The following is a 16,491-nucleotide window of genomic DNA, read 5'->3' as shown; positions in this document are numbered from 1 at the left end:
ATCAGGCCCCGCGCTTCCCGCCCAGCGCGGCGGCCTCGCGCGCCAGCGCCTCGACGCGCCCCCAGTCCTTCGACGCCAGCGCGTCCGCGGGAAGCAGCCACGTGCCGCCGACACAGCGCACGTTCGGCAGGGCCAGATACTCCGGCGCCGAGGCGGGTGTGATGCCGCCCGTGGGGCAGAAGCGGGCCCCGGGGAGCGGGCCCGCGAGGGACTTCAGATAGGGCCTGCCGCCCGCCGCCTCCGCCGGGAAGAACTTCATCTCCGTCACCCCGCGCTCCAGCAGCGCCACGACCTCGGACGTCGTCGACACCCCCGGCAGGAACGGCACGCCGGAGTCCCGCATCGCGGTCAGCAGCGTCTCCGTCCACCCCGGGCTGACCAGGAAGCGCGCGCCCGCCCTCACCGCGTCGGTCACGGCGCCCGGGGTGATGACCGTGCCGGCGCCGACCACCGCGTCGGGCACCTCGGCCGCGATCGCGCGGATCGAGTCCAGCGCGGCGGGCGTGCGCAGGGTCACCTCGATCGCGGGCAGCCCGCCCGCGACCAGCGCGCGGGCGAGCGGAACGGCGTCGGCGGCGTCGTCGAGGACGACGACGGGGATCACGGGCGCGAGGTCGAGCACGGAGGTCATGGGGTCATCCTGCCGTCCGCACTCACAATACGCAATGCCCGTTGCGCAGAATGCAACGGACGGTATCGAGCCCGGGTATCGAGCCCGGGTATCGAGCCCCCGTCAGTGGATCTCCGTGACGACGACATCCAGCGCCCAGGGGCGCCCCGCCCGCGCCGGAGCCGTCGCCTCCACCATGTACCCCAGCTCCCGCACCGTCTCCACCAGCCGCGCGGGATCCTTCGGCCGGGCGCCCGCCGTCAGCAGATCCCGTACGAGCCGGCCCTTCGTCGCCTTGTTGAAGTGGCTGACCACCGACCGCTTCTCCACACCGGTCACCGGATCGGTCTGCGCGTGCAGTACCCGTACCGTCGCCGTCCGGCCCGCCAGTTCCCCCTTCGGCTTCCATGCCGTCGCGTACGCCGACGACCGCAGATCCAGTACGAGACCGCCCCCGGCCTCCTCCGCCGCCTCCGGCAGCACGGACTCCATCGGCGTACGCCAGTGGGCGCCCAGTGCGCCGAGCCCCGGCAGCTTCACCCCCATAGAACAGCGGTACGAGGGGATACGGTCGCCGATCCGTACCGCGCCCCAGAGCCCGGAGAAGACCAGCAGCGACTTCGCCGCCCGCCGCCGCGCGGCCGATTCGAGCGTGGCCAGGCCCAGCGCGTCGTAGAGCACACCGGTGTAGATCTCCCCGGTCGGCCGGGCGCCCGCCGTCCGCAACTCCACGTTCTTGGCGATCTCGCCGCGCAGCCCCTCGCTCAGCCCGAGGACATCACGCGCCTTGTCCTGGTCGGCGGCGCACAGCTCCACCAGCTCGTCCAGTACGGCGGCGCGCGCCCCGGCCAGACCGGGCAGCGACAGCGACTCCGGCTTCAGCGGAGCGCCGCGCCCGGAAGCGGCCTTTCCTTCCGACGGCGGCAACAGCACGAGCACGGTGGTTCTCCTCGGAGGAACGCGAACGGAACAGGACGGACGGGACGGACGGGACGCGGCCACGAAGGAGCGCCCCTCGCGTCAGCGTAGGTGAACGCGAGGGGTCCCCTCTCCGCCCCGCCCGCTCTCACCCCCGTACGCCCGGGGCCGGCGGCAGCGCCTCCCTGACCGCCTTCACCAACTCCTCCGGATGATCGGCGTGGAAGCGGACCACCTGGGCCCGGCCCGTCGCGCCGAGCGGCCGTACGAAGGGGACGGGCGCCGTCAGTTCCACCCGTACGGTCGTCTGGCTGCCCACGACGAGATCCAGCACCCCGCCGCCGTCCCCATCGCAGTCCTCCGCCGGGGCGTACTGGAGGAGCCCGCCGGACGGGAACCGCCGGTCGACCCGTACGGAGGCGATGCCGTCCGCGGGGATCCGCAGGTCGAAGAGCGTGCCGTAGCGGATCCACAACGAGCCGTCCGCGCCCACCACATGGGGCCGGGTCACACAGCCCGCCTGGAGCGCCAGCACCATCAGCACCGTGTACACGTCCAGCACCAGGAAAATCAGGTGCACCAGCGGCCAGGGGATCAGCAGGGCCAGTGCCACCGTCTCGACCACGGCGACGAACAGCAGCCCGTAGAGCATCGCCGTCTGCGGGCCGGTGTACGGCACCGGACGGTCGCCCGCGCCCACCCCGTGCGGCCGCCGCGCCGCCCAGCGCGCCAGGCTGCCCAGGCTCCGTATCTCGTTGGAGGCCAGCCGCCGTACGGTCACGGGCACGGCGAACCAGGCCATCCGCTTCACGACGCCTGCCCCCGTACCCGCTCCGCCAGCGACTCCATGGTCCGGCGTACGGCCTCGGCCTGGGCCGGGCTGTACTCGGCGAGCAGGGCGCCCCCGAAACCGTCGAGGGACGGACTGTCCCCGTCCGGTATCGCGGCCAGGATCTCGTCGGTGGCGAGCGCGCTCAGGTCGTCCGCGAGCGGGGCGATCCGGGGATCGTCGGCGGGCGCGTCGGCGAGTTCGTCGAGCCGCCGGTAGAGGTCCAGGGTCTCCGGGGCGGTGGCCAGGGAACGCAACGCGTCGTAGAAGCGCCCGGCGCGCTCGTTCTCGTCCCCCGTACCGTCCGCGCCGTCCTGCCGGTCGAGCAGTACGAGCAGCGCGCGGTCCGTGGCGGCGGCCGGTGAGTCGACGGCGGGCAGGGAGTGCAGGAACCGCGCGAGCCCAGGGGAGAGCGGCCCGTCGGCGGCCGGCGGCGACTCCATCAGCTCGGCGAGCCGCCGCCGCCGGGCCCGGATCTCCGCCTCCTGGCGGGCCAGATCGGCGTCCAGTTCGCCCAGCACCTCGGTGAGTTCGCGCCCGGCGTCATCGGCGAGGATGTCCCGTACCTCGTCCAGGGAGAGCCCCAGCTCGGTCAGCCGCCGGATCCGGGCCAGGAGAACGGCGTCCCGTACCGAGTAGTCGCGGTAGCCGTTGGGACGGCGCGCGGGCTCGGGCAGCAGCCCGACATGGTGGTAGTGGCGCACCGCACGGGAGGTGACCCCGACGAGAGCGGCGATCTCGGCGATTCTCATGGGCTCAGTACAAACCCTGACGTCGCGGCAAGGTCAAGCCGTGACCATGGAGGGTGGCCCGGCCGGGTACCATGGCCAGCACGGCAGACGAGCCGGGCGGACGGCCGCGTCAAGATCTTCGATCTTGCCGAGGAACGTCCGGACTCCACACGGCAGGGTGGTGGGTAACGCCCACCCGGGGTGACCCGCGGGACAGTGCCACAGAAAACAGACCGCCGGGGGCCTCGGTCCCCGGTAAGGGTGAAACGGTGGTGTAAGAGACCACCAGCGTCCGAGGTGACTCGGACGGCTCGGTAAACCCCACCCGGAGCAAGGTCAAGAGGGGTCGTCGTTCCGCGAGGAACGGCGTCCCTGCGCGGACGATCGAGGGCTGCCCGCCCGAGTCCGCGGGTAGACCGCACGAGACCGGCGGCAACGCCGGTCCTAGATGGATGGCCGTCTCCCCGGCCGCCGCGAGGCGACCGGGCGACAAAATCCGGCGTACAGCCCGACTCGTCTGCCGCCCAGGTCCTCTGGCCGGCGAAAACACAGGTCAGAGCCGGACAGGCGCGACCGCGTGCGTACAGGTGCGCGACTTCATTCAGATCAGCGAAGGGCACGCCACGCGCCTCACCCGCGAGCAGAAGGGTCGCTTCGTCGCGATCCGCTGGGACCCGGACATCTTCGTGCGCATCGAGCGGACCGTGGCTACCTGCCGCCCTCCGCGGGTCCGCCGCCCGGGGGCCGCGTCGGCTGTTCGTCGGGCCTGGGTGGGCGGGGTTGGCGGGCCCGGACGCGCCGGCCCAGCACGAACGCACCGATGAGGACGCCGACCACCACGACGCCGAAGACGAGCGGAAGAAACGCCGCGGCTCCGGACGAGGCGGCGTACGTCATGGACAGTGTGTCGCTGTTCATGGCGACCGGCTACCCGCGAATCCCGCACTCAGCCTCCCGGAATGTCTCGGCCCCGCTCGGGCGCTGACTCGTCCGGCCGTCTCCCTGTGGCGTATCCGGGTCCAGGCGCGTGGAGTGGTGGCAGGACCCCGTCGGGCCCCGTCCGTGCTGCCCGTGAGGGGAGAACCCGCGCGCAGTGGGTACGCGTCGCGGACGCCGGAGTCACGTCCCGGAGTCACGACGCCGGGAGGGGATCCGGACCACCACAGGCGAGCCCGCGCACGGGCCGCCCGACCGTGAGGAGAAGTGTCATGCCGAGTGGTTCCAGCTCCAAGCGCGAGCGCCAGTACGAGCACATCAAGGAGGGCGCCGAGAAGCGCGGCACCTCCACCGGACGTGCGAAGGAGATCGCGGCCCGGACGGTGAACAAGGAACGGGCCAGGTCGGGGGAGTCCAGGACCGCGAGCAGGACGTCCCTGCGCGACCCCAAGTCGGCTTCGCAGCGCGGCGGTCAGCGCTCGCACAGCGGGGCCCAGGGGCCGACGAAGGACCAGCTCTACGCCGAGGCCAGGAAGCGTGGTGTCGAGGGCCGTTCCTCGATGACCAAGCAGCAGCTCGCCCGGGCGCTCGGCCGCTGACCTGGGGGTGTTCCGGCAGACGGTCCCGGTACGGCTGCCACGCGCGGGCACCGGCCGGGACCGGTGCGGGGCCCGGCCGGTGCCGGGGCTGTGACCGTACGCGGTGTTTGGGCGGTCGAACCGGTGGTACCCGATGGGGCGGAACCGATGGAGGCCGACAAGAAGGGAAACCCCATGACATCGGAGAACGACCCGCGGTACACCGTTCCGGGGATGACGGCCTCGGAGGGCGGGGAGACCATCCAGTTGCTGAGGATGCGGCTGCACGCGCTCAACGATCTCGCCCTGACCCTCAAGCATGTCCACTGGAACGTCGTCGGGCCGCACTTCATCGCGGTGCACGAGATGCTGGACCCGCAGGTGGACGCCGTCCGCGGCATGGTGGACGAGACGGCGGAGCGCATCTCCACCCTCGGCGGCTCGCCCGCCGGGACCCCGGGCGCCCTGGTCAAGGAGCGCGGTTGGGACGACTACTCCGTCGGCCGCGCCGAGGCCATCGAGCATCTCGGGGCGCTGGACGTCGTGTACTCCGGCATCGTCGCCGATCACCGGCGGGCGGTCGACGCGGTCGACAAACTGGATCCGGTCAGCCAGGACATGCTGATCCAGCACCTCCGCAGCCTGGAGCTCTTCCAGTGGTTCATCCGGGCGCACCTGGAGAACGCCGGTGGCGGGCTGAGCACCCGGAGCGAGACCACCGAGGTCGCCGCCGCCGAGGCGGCGGGCAGGCGAGCACTCCGCAGGCCCTGACCGAAACCGCGGCCTTCCGGCCTCCGGCCCCAGCGGGAGAGATGAGCATGCACGAGGACAGCGTGAGCACCGGGGACCAGGCGGCCGGTGACCGGACGGCCGGTGACCGGACGGCCGGGGAACGGATCGCCGGTGAACCGGCGGCCGGGGGCCGGCAGGCCCGCGAGCAGGTGGTCGGCGAGCTGACGGCCGGGGAACTGGCGGCGCTCGACGCACACTGGCGCGCCGCGAACTACCTGGCCGTCGGCCAGATCTACCTCATGGCGAACCCGCTGCTCCTGGAGCCGCTGGCGCCGGAGCACATCAAGCCCCGGCTGCTCGGCCACTGGGGGACTTCCCCCGGTCTCAACCTCGTGCACACCCACCTCAACCGGCTGATCAAGGCCCGGGACATCGACGCGCTGTGCGTCTGGGGTCCCGGCCACGGAGGCCCCGCGGTCCTGGCCAACTCCTGGCTGGAGGGCACGTACTCCGAGACGTATCCGGATGTGAGCCGGGACCGTGCGGGCATGGAGCGGCTGTTCCGGCAGTTCTCGTTCCCCGGAGGCGTGCCCAGCCATGTCGCCCCCGAGACCCCGGGCTCCATCCACGAGGGCGGCGAACTGGGCTACTCCCTCGCCCACGCCTACGGAGCCGCGCTGGACCACCCCGATCTGCTGGTCGCCTGTGTGATCGGCGACGGGGAGGCGGAGACCGGCCCGCTCGCCGGTTCCTGGCACGCGAACAAGTTCCTCGACCCGGTGCACGACGGCGCGGTCCTGCCGGTCCTGCACCTCAACGGGTACAAGATCGCCAACCCGACCGTGCTCGCCCGGCTGCCGGAGGCCGAACTCGACTCCCTGCTGCGCGGGTACGGACACGAACCGCTCCATGTCACCGGCGACCGGCCGGCGGCGGTCCACGGAGCCATGGCCGCGGCGATGGACCTCGCCGCCGACCGGATCGCCGGGATCCAGCGGGCCGCCCGTGCGGGCACGGCGACCGAGCGGCCCGTCTGGCCCGTGATCGTGCTCCGTACGCCCAAGGGGTGGACGGGCCCCGCCGAGGTCGACGGGCAGCCCGTCGAGGGGACCTGGCGCGCCCATCAGGTCCCGTTGAGCGGGGTCAGGGACAACCCCGACCATCTGGCGCAACTGGAGGCGTGGCTGCGCTCGTACCGCCCCGAGGAGCTGTTCGACGCGACGGGCGCCCCCACCCCCTCCGTACTGGAGTGCGTCCCCGAGGGGTCCCGCAGGCTGGGCGCGACCCCGTACGCCAACGGCGGTCTGCTGCTGCGGGAACTGCCGGTCCCGCCCCTGGAGCGGTACGCGGTGGAGGTGGACCGGCCCGGTACGGTCCTGCACGAACCGACCCGGGTGCTCGGTTTCCTGCTGCGGGACATCATGGAGGCCACCAAGGGACGGCGGGACTTCCGGGTCGTGGGCCCCGACGAGACCGCCTCGAACCGGCTGGACGCGCTCTACGACGCCACGTCCAAGGCGTGGGAGGCCGGAACGCTCGACACGGACGAGCATCTCGCCCGCGACGGGCGGGTGATGGAGGTGCTCTCCGAACATCTCTGTCAGGGCTGGCTGGAGGGATATCTCCTCACCGGCCGCCACGGGCTGTTCTCCAGCTACGAGGCGTTCGCCCATATCGTCGACTCCATGGTCAACCAGCACATCAAGTGGCTGCGGACCTCGCGGCGGCTGCCCTGGCGCCGCCCGATCGCCTCGCTCAACTACCTTCTGACGTCCCATGTCTGGCGCCAGGACCACAACGGTTTCTCCCACCAGGACCCCGGCTTCGTCGACCACGTCCTGAACAAGAGCCCCGAGGTCGTACGGGTCTACCTGCCGCCGGACACCAACACGCTGCTCTCCGTCGCCGACCACGCGCTGCGCAGCCGTGACCACGTCAATGTGATCGTGGCGGGCAAACAGCCCGGCTTCGACTGGCTCACCCTGGACGAGGCCCGCGCGCACTGTGCGCGGGGCGCGGGCGTCTGGCCGTGGGCCGGTACGGAGGACGGCTCCCGCGAGCCGGACGTGGTGCTGGCCTGCGCCGGGGACGTCCCCACGCTGGAGACCCTGGCCGCCGCCGACCTGCTCCGGCGCCATCTGCCGGAGCTGGCCCTGCTGCTCGGCCTGCCCTGCCTGATCCGCCCGATCGCGGGCCTCAGCGACCTCGCCTCCCTGACCGGACAGCCGGCCCCGGACCTCGGCCGCCTGTCGGCGCAGATCCGGGAACACGCAGCCGCACGCCGAACCGAGACCAAGGCGGCATATGAGGCCCCGGCCCGGTTCGACCTGAACTACTTCGGGAACGCCTGGGGCGACCTTCTCGCAAAGGTCCCCTGACAGGCCGCTACGCCTGCGCGGCGGCCAGCTTCTCGGCCGCCGCGTCCAGACGGGCCAGCACGCGGTCCCTGCCTAGCAACTCCATGGACTCGAACAACGGGAGCCCAATCGTCCGGCCGGTGACCGCGACCCGGATGGGCGCCTGGGCCTTGCCCAGCTTCAGCCCGTGCTTCTCTCCCACGGCAAGCGCCACGGCCTTCAAGCCATCCGCCTCCCAGTCCGCGATGGTTGCAAACTCGGCGCGGACGTCGGCCAGGATGCCGTCGGCGCCCGGCTTCATCGCCTTGTTCCACGACGCCTCGTCCTCGACAGGCGCGTCGAGGAACAGGAAATCCACGTTGCTGGTGATCTCGGACAGCAACGCCAGACGCGTCTGGGCCAGCGGTGCCACCGCCTCGAAGACGGCCTGGTCGAACGCCTCCGGCAGCCACGACGCGTACGGGGCGACAAGCCAGGGAGCACAGGCGGCGGCGAACTGCTCGGGCGCCAGAGCGCGGATGTAGTCACCGTTGAACGCCGTCAGCTTCTTCACGTCGAAGAACGCCGGGGCAGTGTTCACGTCCTCGATCCGGAAGAGCTGCTCCAGCTCCTCGTACGGCAAGATCTCCCGGTCACCGCCGGGGCCCCAGCCGAGGAGCATCAGGTAGTTCACCATCGCCTCGGGGAGGAAGCCCTCGGCAAGATAGTCCTCCAGCGCCACCTTGTCCCGGCGCTTGGACAGCTTCTGCCGCTTCTCGTTCACGATCACGGGCAGGTGCGCCCACACTGGCGGCTCGGCGCCGAGCGCCTCCCACAGCAGCTGCTGCTTCGGCGTGTTCGACAGGTGCTCCTCGCCTCGGATGACCTGTGTGATGCCCTCGTCCAGGTCGTCGACCACGTTCGCGATCAGGAAGACGGGGGACCCGTCACCGCGGGCGATCACGAAGTCCTCGATCGCGCTGTTCGGGAACGCCGGCTCCCCGCGGATCAGGTCGAGCACGACGGTCTCGCCCTCGTCCGGCGTCCGGAATCGCAGAGCACGGCCTTCCTCGAAGGCAAGCCCCCGCTCCCGGCAGAACCTGTCGTATCCGAGGTGCTCCGACCCCGTGCGTTCCTTCAGCTGCTCCCGGGTGCAGTCACAGTAATACGCCCGCCCTGCCGCGTAGAGCTGCTGAGCGGCCTCCCGGTGCCGGTCGGCGTTATGCGACTGGAAGTAGGGCCCCTCGAAGGCCGTGTCCTCACCGTGGATACCGATCGCCGCCAGCGCGTTGATGATGCCGTCGATCCACTCGGGCTTGTTCCGGGCTGCGTCGGTGTCCTCGATCCTCAGGACGAACGTGCCGCCGGACTGTCGCGCCACGGCCCAGTTGTAGAGAGCGGACCGCGCACCGCCGACATGGAACATGCCGGTCGGAGACGGGGCGAAACGAACGCGAACCGGGGCAGTAGACATGCGCTCAAGGGTACCGACGCCGGACACCTCTCTGGTCAATACTGCCTACCACTGCACCGACGTTTTCCAGCCCCCTCGCCTACTCTTCGTGCGCTCCTTCCGCCTACCCCGACGCCGACAGGCCCCAGGTACCCTCGTCACATGGGCAGGACTGAGTACTACAACGATCCCCAAGCCCCCAAGGCGAACACGCTCATTCCCGCGAACAACCTGCTCGTCGTCGACGACAACGGCGCCATCCTGCTCCAGCGCCGCCGGGACACCGGCCAGTGGGCCTTGCCGGGCGGCGCCCAGGACATCGGTGAGACAGCAGCGCAGTGCGCGGTGCGCGAATGCCAGGAAGAGACCGGCATCATCGCCGAGGTCACCGGGTTCCTGGGGGTCTATACGAACCCCCACCACATCGTGGCGTACACCGACGGCGAGATCCGCCAGCAGTACGAGAACACCTACATCGGCCGTCCAGTGGGAGGCGAGCCGACCATCAACGACGAAGCGGACGGCGTCCGTTACATCCAGCCATCCGACCTGGACCAGTACGACATCCACCCCAGCATGCGCCAGCAGATCGGCGACTACCTCGCCGGCACCTACCCCTACCTGGGCTGAGCTACCAGAGCCGACTCCACCCGGCCCACAGCAGCGCGGATGCCCGGCGATGCCCGCCGGATGAACCGCCCCACCAGGCTGTCGGAGCCGTAGCGGCTGGTGATCTCCGCCAGACGGGCGTCGAGGAGGTCTCTTCGCCATCGGGGGTCGTCGTCATGTCGCAGTAGACGAGGGCGTCCACCAGGCGCTGATCGTCGAGCAGCGGAAACTCCGCCTCCAGCACGTCTTGCAGTCCCCGCTCCTCGGCCTCCAGCAAGGCCATCGAGTGGTTCGCCACCAACCGGACCAGCCGGTCATCGGCAGCGTGGATGTCACGAAGAAACCGGGCGCCGTCCAAGGGATGAAACCCGGTCAGGGCAAGCCTCGGCGCGTAGCCCACATCGTGCAGGACGGCCGCGGAAGTCAGCAGTTCCGCGTCGTCTCCCAGAATCCCGGCCACTTCGGCCGCGCGCCGGGCGCCCACCTGCGAGGAAGCGACTCACTCAGCTCCGCCTCCGCCACAGCGCATGCCCACTTCTCCATTGCTCCTCTGCTCATGGCCGGGTACTTGCCCAGGCACAGCCGCACACAGTCCCACCCAGCCAAGAGATTTCGCAACGCGCTCCAGTATTGAACATGCGATCTTCTCCGGCATTCCTACGAGTGAGTCGATCCGCATCATGGTGATTCCTTGCCAAGTTGGTGTGTTCAGACGAGTCCGTGTCCGGAGGGGTGCAGGAGGTTGGGCGTCCCGCGTCGATGCGCACGTAACAGGCGAGTGTGGTCGGAATGAGCTGAAGGCCACTCGAACAGGTGATGGCGAAGTCTCGGGAGTTTCTCTGTCGCCGGTCTGGGAGTTACGCCTCGGCAGTTCAGTCGAGACCCGAGGAGAACAGTCATGACCAGCGCGGTAGATACTCGACGCTCGGTGTTCTGAGTGCGACATTCCTTTCGAAGCAATATAAGAGCATCCACGCTGCGGTGCTGGAGAACGCCATCTTCGTCTTCAATGCGAAGAGGAGCTGGCTGTTCCCGAAGACCAGGGAGGAGATGCTCGAAGGGTGCTCGTCAAGAAAGACAGTGAGGCGCGGGTGGTGATCGAGCTGCGGCTGGTTCCTTTCGTGGATGGGTCGTGCGGTGCGGGAGCGGCGTCAGGTGGTCAACGAGGATCTTGTGGAAGCTGTCCACTGGAGCGACCTGGCGGGCTCCACCCGAACGTTACGGCTCGTGGAAGGCGGTCTACGAGCGTTTCCGCCACTGGTCAGCGGATGGGACCTGGGACCGTCTACTGGCCATGTCCAGCAGTAGTCGCATGCCGACGGCAGGTCGGCCAGCCGGTGGTGTGCGTGGACTCCACCACCGTGGGGGCTCGGGCGTCGGATGGTGCGGGTGGTTCGTGGGCTGGTCAGGCAAGGGCCGTGCGGCGGAAGGCGTCGAGTCCTGCTGGGGAAGCGATCGGCTCAGCAGTGTGGTCGGACAGGCCCGCTCCGAGGACGTGTACGGGCACGTGGGTCACCGCGTCGAGTCCAAAACGCTCCGCCAGAGCGCCGTCGTGGCAGGCGGAGAGCTGCATCGAGCCGAGGCCGAGGGCGGTGGCGGTCAGAACGAACGTCTGGCCCAGGTGTCCTGCGTTCAGGAGGCCAACCCGGTACGAGCGCGCGGTAGCGCGATGGTCGTTCAGCCGGCCGATGACGGAGGTCAGTACGAGGAGGAACGCGGCTCGGCCGGCATGCTGCTGGCCGGCGCACAGGTCGGTGACCTCCTCGCCGGTGCAGCCTTGGGCGAGGAGTTCGAGGGAGTGCTCGATGGCGTTGTAGTGGTACCAACCCGGGGCGAGTCCGTGCACGTTGACGGCGGCCAGGTACGCCTCCAGCTCCTGGCAGGCGCCCGCGCTCGGGCTGGTACGGCGGTACCGGGCACCGCTCGGGCCCGTGTCGATGAAGTCGACGGGTGCGAAGACGGTGTGCAGCAGTGCGGCCAGCGCGGGCAGCGGCAGGGGTTCGGGGCTGAAGGAGTAGGTTGTGCGCCGCTGGTGGAGGACTTGGCCGAAGCGCGCGTCCAGGTCCGCTGGGTGCCGCGGGAGCAGCACGCGGTCGGCGTCGGGGTAACTGGTGAACAGCGGCGTGGACGCGGTGGGCGCCGCGCGGGGGCCGGTGGGGGTGTCGTGTGGGGTGAAGTCGGTGGTGTAGTGCAGGAAGGGAGCCTGCGGTGCCCAGGGGCCCCAGTGGCGGCCGATGTCGGCGTCGCGAAGGGCGCGCCGGCTGCCTTCGCTTACCAGCAGCGCGTGGTCGGCCAGGAAGCGCACGGCCTCCAGGACCGCAGGCTCCTCGTGGCGCTCGGCCAGGTGGCTCACCGCGTCGTGCGGGCTGCTCCACTCCTCGAAGGCCGCCAGGACGTCGATGGCGTCGCCGGGGAGGGCGACGGGAGTGCCGTCGGGGTAGGGGTGGCCGATCAGGACGGTGCCGTCGTCGGCCCAGTAGCAGACCAGGCAGCGGGCGCGTCGCAGCCGTGCGTGTCCCGGGGCCGCGGCCGCCTGCAAAGTCGTCGTACGGACGGGGGACGAAGCGGTGGTCATGCGGCCTCGGTGATCTGCGCGCGGGCGCGGGGGCCGGGAATGACGACCATCCCGCTGGTGACGACCATGAAACGCTCCAGTGCGGGCACGACGACGTGCACCGCCGTGATGCCCTCGGGTGCGGTGGCCGTGACGCGGTAGTACGCCTGATACCCGCGCGCGGACAGCCGCGCGGTCAACTGCCCCAGCTGCTCCTGCGGGGACGGCAGCGGCACCGCTTCGGCCGGCAGGCCGACGGGCCGCGCCTGCTCCAGGTGGGACGCGGGATTGAGGGTGGCGCAGGCGCGCAGCGCCGGATAGCGGTCCAGTCCATCGAGCAGGTACTCGGGAAACGGCTTGCTGGGGGAGGACGAGCACTGGACGAACTCGCCCAGGGCGCGCCAGGCGGCATAGCGCGGTGACAGCGAGGTGCCACAACCGAAACGGCCCTCGAAAGAGCCGGTGCCCTCCGCGCACGCGACGTAGGTGGGTACGCCGAGGTCCGTGGTGATCTCGATCAGGTGCACGGCGCTACCGCGCAGCTGCTCGGCCTGTCGGTGTGCTGCCGCGAAGGCCGGCGGCAGCGCTGCGGTGTCGATCAGCCGCGGCCGGTAGGTTCCCGCGCCCGGCCACGCGCGGGCCAGCAGCAGGGACAGGGCGTCGCGTTCGACGCACTCGTTGAGCGCGTGCACCAGTGCCTCGGCGAGACTGCTGCCGATGGCTGAGCCGTTGTTGCTGCCGTAGCGGGCCAACTGCCGGTAGTCCGTGTGGTCGCCGACGGCCTGCCGCACCTCGGGATGGTCGTAGTACCAGCTGGTGGACATGATCAACGGGACCGGCAGGGGCGACCTGGCCGGGCCGTTCAGGGGCGTGTACTGCTGGCATGCCAGCCGCTCGGCATGGCGCAGCAGAGGCGCACAGGCGTCGCCCTCCAGCGGGCCGTCGAGCAACTCGCCCCCGGAGCACCACTGCACCTGCTGCGGTTCGAACGCGGCCGGGCCCGTCAGATGGTGCTCCAATGCCTCGAACAGGGCGCCGACTTTCGCCTCCTCACCGCTGCCCTTCCCCGACCCCGACCCGTACGGGACAGCCTCGTCGGCGTCGGTGCGCAGCTTGCATGTCCACATGCTGAGCGGCTCTCCCACAGGGGCTTCGGTGAGGATCGCACGCAAACCGAGGCGCCCCAGGGCCGCGTGGGCACGGTGGCCTGCCTCGGTCAGACCGATCTCCCGTTCCACCCATGAACCGATGCCGGAATCCGACGATGTCCCCGCTGTCATCCCGTGCTCCTCCTGAATTTCCTGGCGTGCGGTTTTGTGAAGCATGGGGGGTGAGTGTGGGCGTACCCGCCAACACTCACCCCCACATGGTGTCCGGCGGCGTCAGTCCTCCTGGACTTCACCCTTTGCCGTTACACACAAACCGGCCTCGGAGAGCCGAGCCTGCTCATCGGCGGTGAGTTCCTGCGTCGCCTTGTCCAACGACCGCGAGTGGTCGTACGGGGTAGTCTGGGGGTTTGAACCCATCATTCCTCCTTGAATTGTTGCCCGAGATCAAGCATCTGTGCTTCATCTCCTGTCACCGAGCATGAGAACTTATGCTGACCGTGCAGCTCAAGCCTTCGGTCGCAGATTCATCCGTATGGGCCTGGGCGTCCGGGGTGTGGCTGTCGGCGAGGCCGGGCAGGTTCTGTGGGCCGCACCACCGGTTTCCGTTGATCCCTGCCAATATGATTGTGCGCGAAAGGTTCTTCGTATAAATGAAACGGGCTCCACGCCGCCACGCCGCCACCAGTACGCGGACAGCCTTCAGCAGGCACCTGACCATCAAAAACAGGGCCGATGAAGTCGACTCCGCCGCGGCAGCAATCAACTACAAACATCAGGTCAAAGCTGTGGCTGCGTCCCGTATCTGCTACTTCATCATGCAGCGCTCCGGCGTACGGCACGAGGAAATGAAGTACGCCGACCCCGTCCTGCATTACATCGAAGCACTGGTCTACCGCGGAGACCTCGAAACCGAACACCACCAGCGAGAAGGCCGCCACAGCACCGACTCCTCCTGGCATCAGGCGATCACGCAGATCCTGCACTCCGCCGGTCTGGCTGACACCGCGGTCCTCGCGGAACTTGACGAACTGCACGACTACTACGCCCGCGAGACCCACGTCATGCTCCACCGGCCACCACTGGACGCCGACACCATCCGTGACCTGTGTTACCGCCGTTCATCCCACTTCCGCATGCTGCTGCGCGCCTGGCACCTCGCTGTCGAGCGCCCCTACGACGAGAACTTCTTCCGCCTGGGACGGCACGCTTGCGCCCGTTTCGAGATCGCGCAAGACCTGCACACCTACGCCGAAGACTTCGACGACGACGCATTCAATCTGCTGCGGCTGGAGGTATGGAGTCACGGAGAACAGGCAGCACTTGACAAACTCCATGAAATCCATCGGGGCATCGTGGCCGACATGCACCTCGAATTGAACCGCATGCCGCGGCACACGCTGCTTTCCGTGCTCCCCGCGTTTCTTACGAGCGACAGCACGCGGTTCCTTCCCTGCCTGCCCGCGCCCGTCCTGCGCCGACTGGCACGCCGTCGCCTGGCAAAGCTGGCACGACTGACCGAAAGTCAGTCGCCATCGATCCGCCCGGAAATCTCACACAGTAACTTTTCAGAGGTCTCTCACACCGCGCCGGGAAACTAGTCTCTTCGCAGGTTGGCCACCTACCACCGCCGCGCTGACGGCGGCTATTCGCCCGTGAAGCTGAACAGCCGCCGCGCGGCTGAGAAATCATCTCATTTAGTGAGTCTGCGATAGCAGATGAGGGTGCAGGCGACGTCGCGACGCTTGCGTTCGCAGGGCTCCTTTTCGGTGCGGCGCCACCGGTAGTAGGTGGCGGAGGGGATGTGCAGTTCCCGAAGTACGCACTCGACTCCCAGACGGGGATGCTCGTCAACGAGCGCCGTCGCCTGGGCGGGGCAGGTCGAAGTTGCGCCGCGAAAAACGCCGCGGCCGTCCGCAGGACATCGTTGGCCCGCTTGAGCTGAGCGTTCTCCTTGCGCAGGGCCGCAAGCTCGGCGCGTTCGTCCGGGGTGAGCCGGTCGTCGCACTCGCCGGCGTCCGCCTCGGCCTGGCGGATCCAGCCGCACAGGGCCTCGGGATGCACACCGAGGTCGACGGCCAGCTTCGTGATCTGGGGCTTCGGCTCGGTAGTGCGATACATCCGCACCGCACGCTCACGCAACTCCAACGAGCATTTCCGGGGTGTAGCCGTGGTCGATGTTTCTCTTATGAAGGCCATCTGACTTGCTGTCAACGAATTCCGCATCTCGGGGGAACCTCACACACCGAGACCCTGGAGGTGCTGAGCCTCGCGCTCGGTTCTGCTGCGTCCCTGGCCTCGCTCGCCGAACCGCTTCGAAGTGCGATCGAGGCGCTTCTCAGCTGAAGTACCGGTTCGCCCTTCTTGCCGCGAGAAGGCCAAAAGCCAGCTGGAGGCCAAGCCTAACGGCTGCGTGGGCAGGGCCGATCAGCCCTGCCCACGTCCCGCTCTGTGCCACGCAGGGAAACGCCGAGCGGGCTGCCGTGAGCCGCTACAGGGGTTGCGACGAAACGCAGTAGGGACAACCGAGAGGACTGCTACGCATGACCTACCGGCCGGACCGAACCTGTGGGCGACCCACCCGCTCGGGCAGCCCGTGCAGGGTCCGGATATCGGGTTCCGACTTGGCGTGCAGCACGCATGCCACGGAGCAGGACAGAGCCGTGGCCGAGGCCCACCGGCGCGGGTGGAGCGAGGGCCACAAGTCGGGAAGCGAAAGCAGTGCGAGCTTCTCCAAGTCCCGCATCGAGCGGCTGGAGCAGCGCATCATTGAGCCTGAGGAGCAGCTGGACAGTACACGGCGCGTGCACGAGGTCAACGGCTGCCAGCTCGTGGAGGTTGGCGGGTATGGATACCGCTGGCGCGGGAGCGATCCACTCGAAGTCGGCGACCGCGTACTCCTCCCCGAGAATTACGTGAGCCGTCTCAAGAATGGCCCAGGCCCCACCGTGGGCCTGGGCAACAAGCTCGGCACCACCACCTACCAAGGATCCCTGTCCGACATCGTGGGGCGGGCCGGCAGCTGGTGGAGACGGCTGACGGGACCTCGTGCCACAACGTGCCAGTGGGGGCGGTGAACAGCGGCCACCAGGGGGCACG

14 protein-coding genes, 1 other RNA gene and 4 pseudogenes are annotated in these 16,491 nt (G+C 69.4%); 7 read left to right on the top strand and 12 right to left on the bottom strand.

Annotated features, from left to right (window positions below):
• Position 1: 1 nt before the first annotated feature.
• The 4 genes from eda to ACIQ7D_RS27585 form a co-directional block, all read right to left on the bottom strand.
• Positions 2-631 (bottom strand): bifunctional 4-hydroxy-2-oxoglutarate aldolase/2-dehydro-3-deoxy-phosphogluconate aldolase, encoded by a 630-nt coding sequence (eda, locus tag ACIQ7D_RS27600; protein ID WP_403941865.1) that lies wholly within the window; start codon positions 629-631, stop codon positions 2-4.
• Positions 632-733: 102 nt separating this feature from the next.
• Positions 734-1,549 carry a peroxide stress protein YaaA gene (yaaA, locus tag ACIQ7D_RS27595; protein WP_403941863.1) on the bottom strand — a complete coding sequence of 272 codons (816 nt, stop codon included), beginning with the start codon at positions 1,547-1,549 and terminating at the stop codon, positions 734-736.
• A gap of 127 nt (positions 1,550-1,676) precedes the next feature.
• Positions 1,677-2,330 carry a hypothetical protein gene (locus ACIQ7D_RS27590; RefSeq protein ID WP_403941958.1) on the bottom strand — a complete coding sequence of 218 codons (654 nt, stop codon included), beginning with the start codon at positions 2,328-2,330 and terminating at the stop codon, positions 1,677-1,679.
• Positions 2,331-2,335: 5 nt separating this feature from the next.
• Entirely contained in the window at positions 2,336-3,109 is a 774-nt protein-coding gene (locus tag ACIQ7D_RS27585; RefSeq protein ID WP_403941861.1) for a MerR family transcriptional regulator, read from the bottom strand.
• An 88-nt stretch (positions 3,110-3,197) separates the two neighbouring features.
• Here ACIQ7D_RS27585 and rnpB point away from each other — a divergent pair.
• Positions 3,198-3,608, top strand: an RNA gene (gene rnpB / locus ACIQ7D_RS27580) — RNase P RNA component class A.
• Positions 3,609-3,796: 188 nt separating this feature from the next.
• Here the strand turns inward: rnpB and ACIQ7D_RS27575 are convergent.
• Positions 3,797-4,006, bottom strand: a complete 210-nt coding sequence (locus ACIQ7D_RS27575; RefSeq protein ID WP_403941859.1) for a DUF6479 family protein — start codon at positions 4,004-4,006, stop codon at positions 3,797-3,799.
• A gap of 290 nt (positions 4,007-4,296) precedes the next feature.
• On the opposite strand from ACIQ7D_RS27575, the gene ACIQ7D_RS27570 reads away from it, so the two are divergent.
• The 3 genes and pseudogenes from ACIQ7D_RS27570 to ACIQ7D_RS27560 form a co-directional block, all read left to right on the top strand.
• A complete protein-coding gene (locus ACIQ7D_RS27570; protein WP_403941857.1) occupies positions 4,297-4,623 on the top strand; it encodes a plasmid stabilization protein in 327 nt (108 codons plus the stop codon).
• A gap of 174 nt (positions 4,624-4,797) precedes the next feature.
• Positions 4,798-5,373 (top strand): Dps family protein, encoded by a 576-nt coding sequence (locus tag ACIQ7D_RS27565; RefSeq protein WP_403941855.1) that lies wholly within the window; start codon positions 4,798-4,800, stop codon positions 5,371-5,373.
• 47 nt (positions 5,374-5,420) lie between these two features.
• Positions 5,421-7,490: pseudogene (locus tag ACIQ7D_RS27560) on the top strand (phosphoketolase); the annotation flags it as partial.
• Positions 7,491-7,719: 229 nt separating this feature from the next.
• Here ACIQ7D_RS27560 and gltX read toward each other — a convergent pair.
• Positions 7,720-9,096 (bottom strand): glutamate--tRNA ligase, encoded by a 1,377-nt coding sequence (gene gltX, locus ACIQ7D_RS27555; RefSeq protein WP_403941956.1) that lies wholly within the window; start codon positions 9,094-9,096, stop codon positions 7,720-7,722.
• 189 nt (positions 9,097-9,285) lie between these two features.
• Between gltX and ACIQ7D_RS27550 the strand changes: the two genes are divergently transcribed.
• Positions 9,286-9,753 carry an NUDIX hydrolase gene (locus ACIQ7D_RS27550; protein WP_403941853.1) on the top strand — a complete coding sequence of 156 codons (468 nt, stop codon included), beginning with the start codon at positions 9,286-9,288 and terminating at the stop codon, positions 9,751-9,753.
• Here the strand turns inward: ACIQ7D_RS27550 and ACIQ7D_RS27545 are convergent.
• A pseudogene (locus tag ACIQ7D_RS27545) lies at positions 9,741-10,290 on the bottom strand (HD domain-containing protein). The gene ACIQ7D_RS27550 and the pseudogene ACIQ7D_RS27545 overlap by 13 nt on opposite strands.
• Before the next feature lie 567 nt (positions 10,291-10,857).
• Here ACIQ7D_RS27545 and ACIQ7D_RS27540 point away from each other — a divergent pair.
• Positions 10,858-11,192, top strand: a pseudogene (locus tag ACIQ7D_RS27540) (transposase); the annotation flags it as partial.
• On the opposite strand, the gene ACIQ7D_RS27535 reads toward ACIQ7D_RS27540, so the two are convergent.
• From ACIQ7D_RS27535 to ACIQ7D_RS27515, 5 genes and pseudogenes are all read right to left on the bottom strand, one after another.
• On the bottom strand, positions 11,138-12,307 hold the full coding sequence (locus ACIQ7D_RS27535; RefSeq protein ID WP_403941851.1) for a SagB/ThcOx family dehydrogenase: 1,170 nt from the start codon (positions 12,305-12,307) through the stop codon (positions 11,138-11,140). The pseudogene ACIQ7D_RS27540 and the gene ACIQ7D_RS27535 overlap by 55 nt on opposite strands.
• Positions 12,304-13,566, bottom strand: coding sequence for a YcaO-like family protein (locus tag ACIQ7D_RS27530; RefSeq protein WP_403941848.1), 1,263 nt, complete (start codon positions 13,564-13,566; stop codon positions 12,304-12,306). The genes ACIQ7D_RS27535 and ACIQ7D_RS27530 overlap by 4 nt, the downstream gene beginning before the upstream one ends.
• Before the next feature lie 353 nt (positions 13,567-13,919).
• Positions 13,920-14,465 (bottom strand): hypothetical protein, encoded by a 546-nt coding sequence (locus tag ACIQ7D_RS27525; RefSeq protein WP_403941846.1) that lies wholly within the window; start codon positions 14,463-14,465, stop codon positions 13,920-13,922.
• A gap of 48 nt (positions 14,466-14,513) precedes the next feature.
• Positions 14,514-14,738: a hypothetical protein gene (locus ACIQ7D_RS27520; RefSeq protein ID WP_403941844.1), complete on the bottom strand. Its 225-nt coding sequence runs from the start codon at positions 14,736-14,738 to the stop codon at positions 14,514-14,516.
• Between the two features lie 640 nt (positions 14,739-15,378).
• A pseudogene (locus ACIQ7D_RS27515) lies at positions 15,379-15,513 on the bottom strand (transposase); the annotation flags it as partial.
• A 542-nt stretch (positions 15,514-16,055) separates the two neighbouring features.
• Here ACIQ7D_RS27515 and ACIQ7D_RS27510 point away from each other — a divergent pair.
• On the top strand, positions 16,056-16,469 hold the full coding sequence (locus ACIQ7D_RS27510; RefSeq protein ID WP_403941842.1) for a hypothetical protein: 414 nt from the start codon (positions 16,056-16,058) through the stop codon (positions 16,467-16,469).
• The last annotated feature ends 22 nt before the right edge of the window (positions 16,470-16,491 follow it).

Origin of the sequence: Streptomyces sp. NPDC096310 (genome assembly GCF_044763125.1) — a bacterium.
Classification (GTDB): Bacteria; Actinomycetota; Actinomycetes; order Streptomycetales; family Streptomycetaceae; genus Streptomyces.
Note: the sequence above shows the minus strand (reverse complement) of the source record. Positions and strands in the feature narration are given on the sequence as shown.

Coding starts and splice junctions, on each gene's coding strand:
- eda (WP_403941865.1), bottom strand. CDS start 631: ATGACCTCCGTGCTCGACCTCGCGCCCGTGATCCCCGTCGTCGTCCTC.
- ACIQ7D_RS27590 (WP_403941958.1), bottom strand. CDS start 2,330: ATGGCCTGGTTCGCCGTGCCCGTGACCGTACGGCGGCTGGCCTCCAAC.
- ACIQ7D_RS27585 (WP_403941861.1), bottom strand. CDS start 3,109: ATGAGAATCGCCGAGATCGCCGCTCTCGTCGGGGTCACCTCCCGTGCG.
- ACIQ7D_RS27575 (WP_403941859.1), bottom strand. CDS start 4,006: ATGAACAGCGACACACTGTCCATGACGTACGCCGCCTCGTCCGGAGCC.
- ACIQ7D_RS27570 (WP_403941857.1), top strand. CDS start 4,297: ATGCCGAGTGGTTCCAGCTCCAAGCGCGAGCGCCAGTACGAGCACATC.
- ACIQ7D_RS27565 (WP_403941855.1), top strand. CDS start 4,798: ATGACATCGGAGAACGACCCGCGGTACACCGTTCCGGGGATGACGGCC.
- gltX (WP_403941956.1), bottom strand. CDS start 9,096: ATGTTCCATGTCGGCGGTGCGCGGTCCGCTCTCTACAACTGGGCCGTG.
- ACIQ7D_RS27550 (WP_403941853.1), top strand. CDS start 9,286: ATGGGCAGGACTGAGTACTACAACGATCCCCAAGCCCCCAAGGCGAAC.
- ACIQ7D_RS27535 (WP_403941851.1), bottom strand. CDS start 12,307: ATGACCACCGCTTCGTCCCCCGTCCGTACGACGACTTTGCAGGCGGCC.
- ACIQ7D_RS27530 (WP_403941848.1), bottom strand. CDS start 13,566: ATGACAGCGGGGACATCGTCGGATTCCGGCATCGGTTCATGGGTGGAA.
- ACIQ7D_RS27520 (WP_403941844.1), bottom strand. CDS start 14,738: ATGGATTTCATGGAGTTTGTCAAGTGCTGCCTGTTCTCCGTGACTCCA.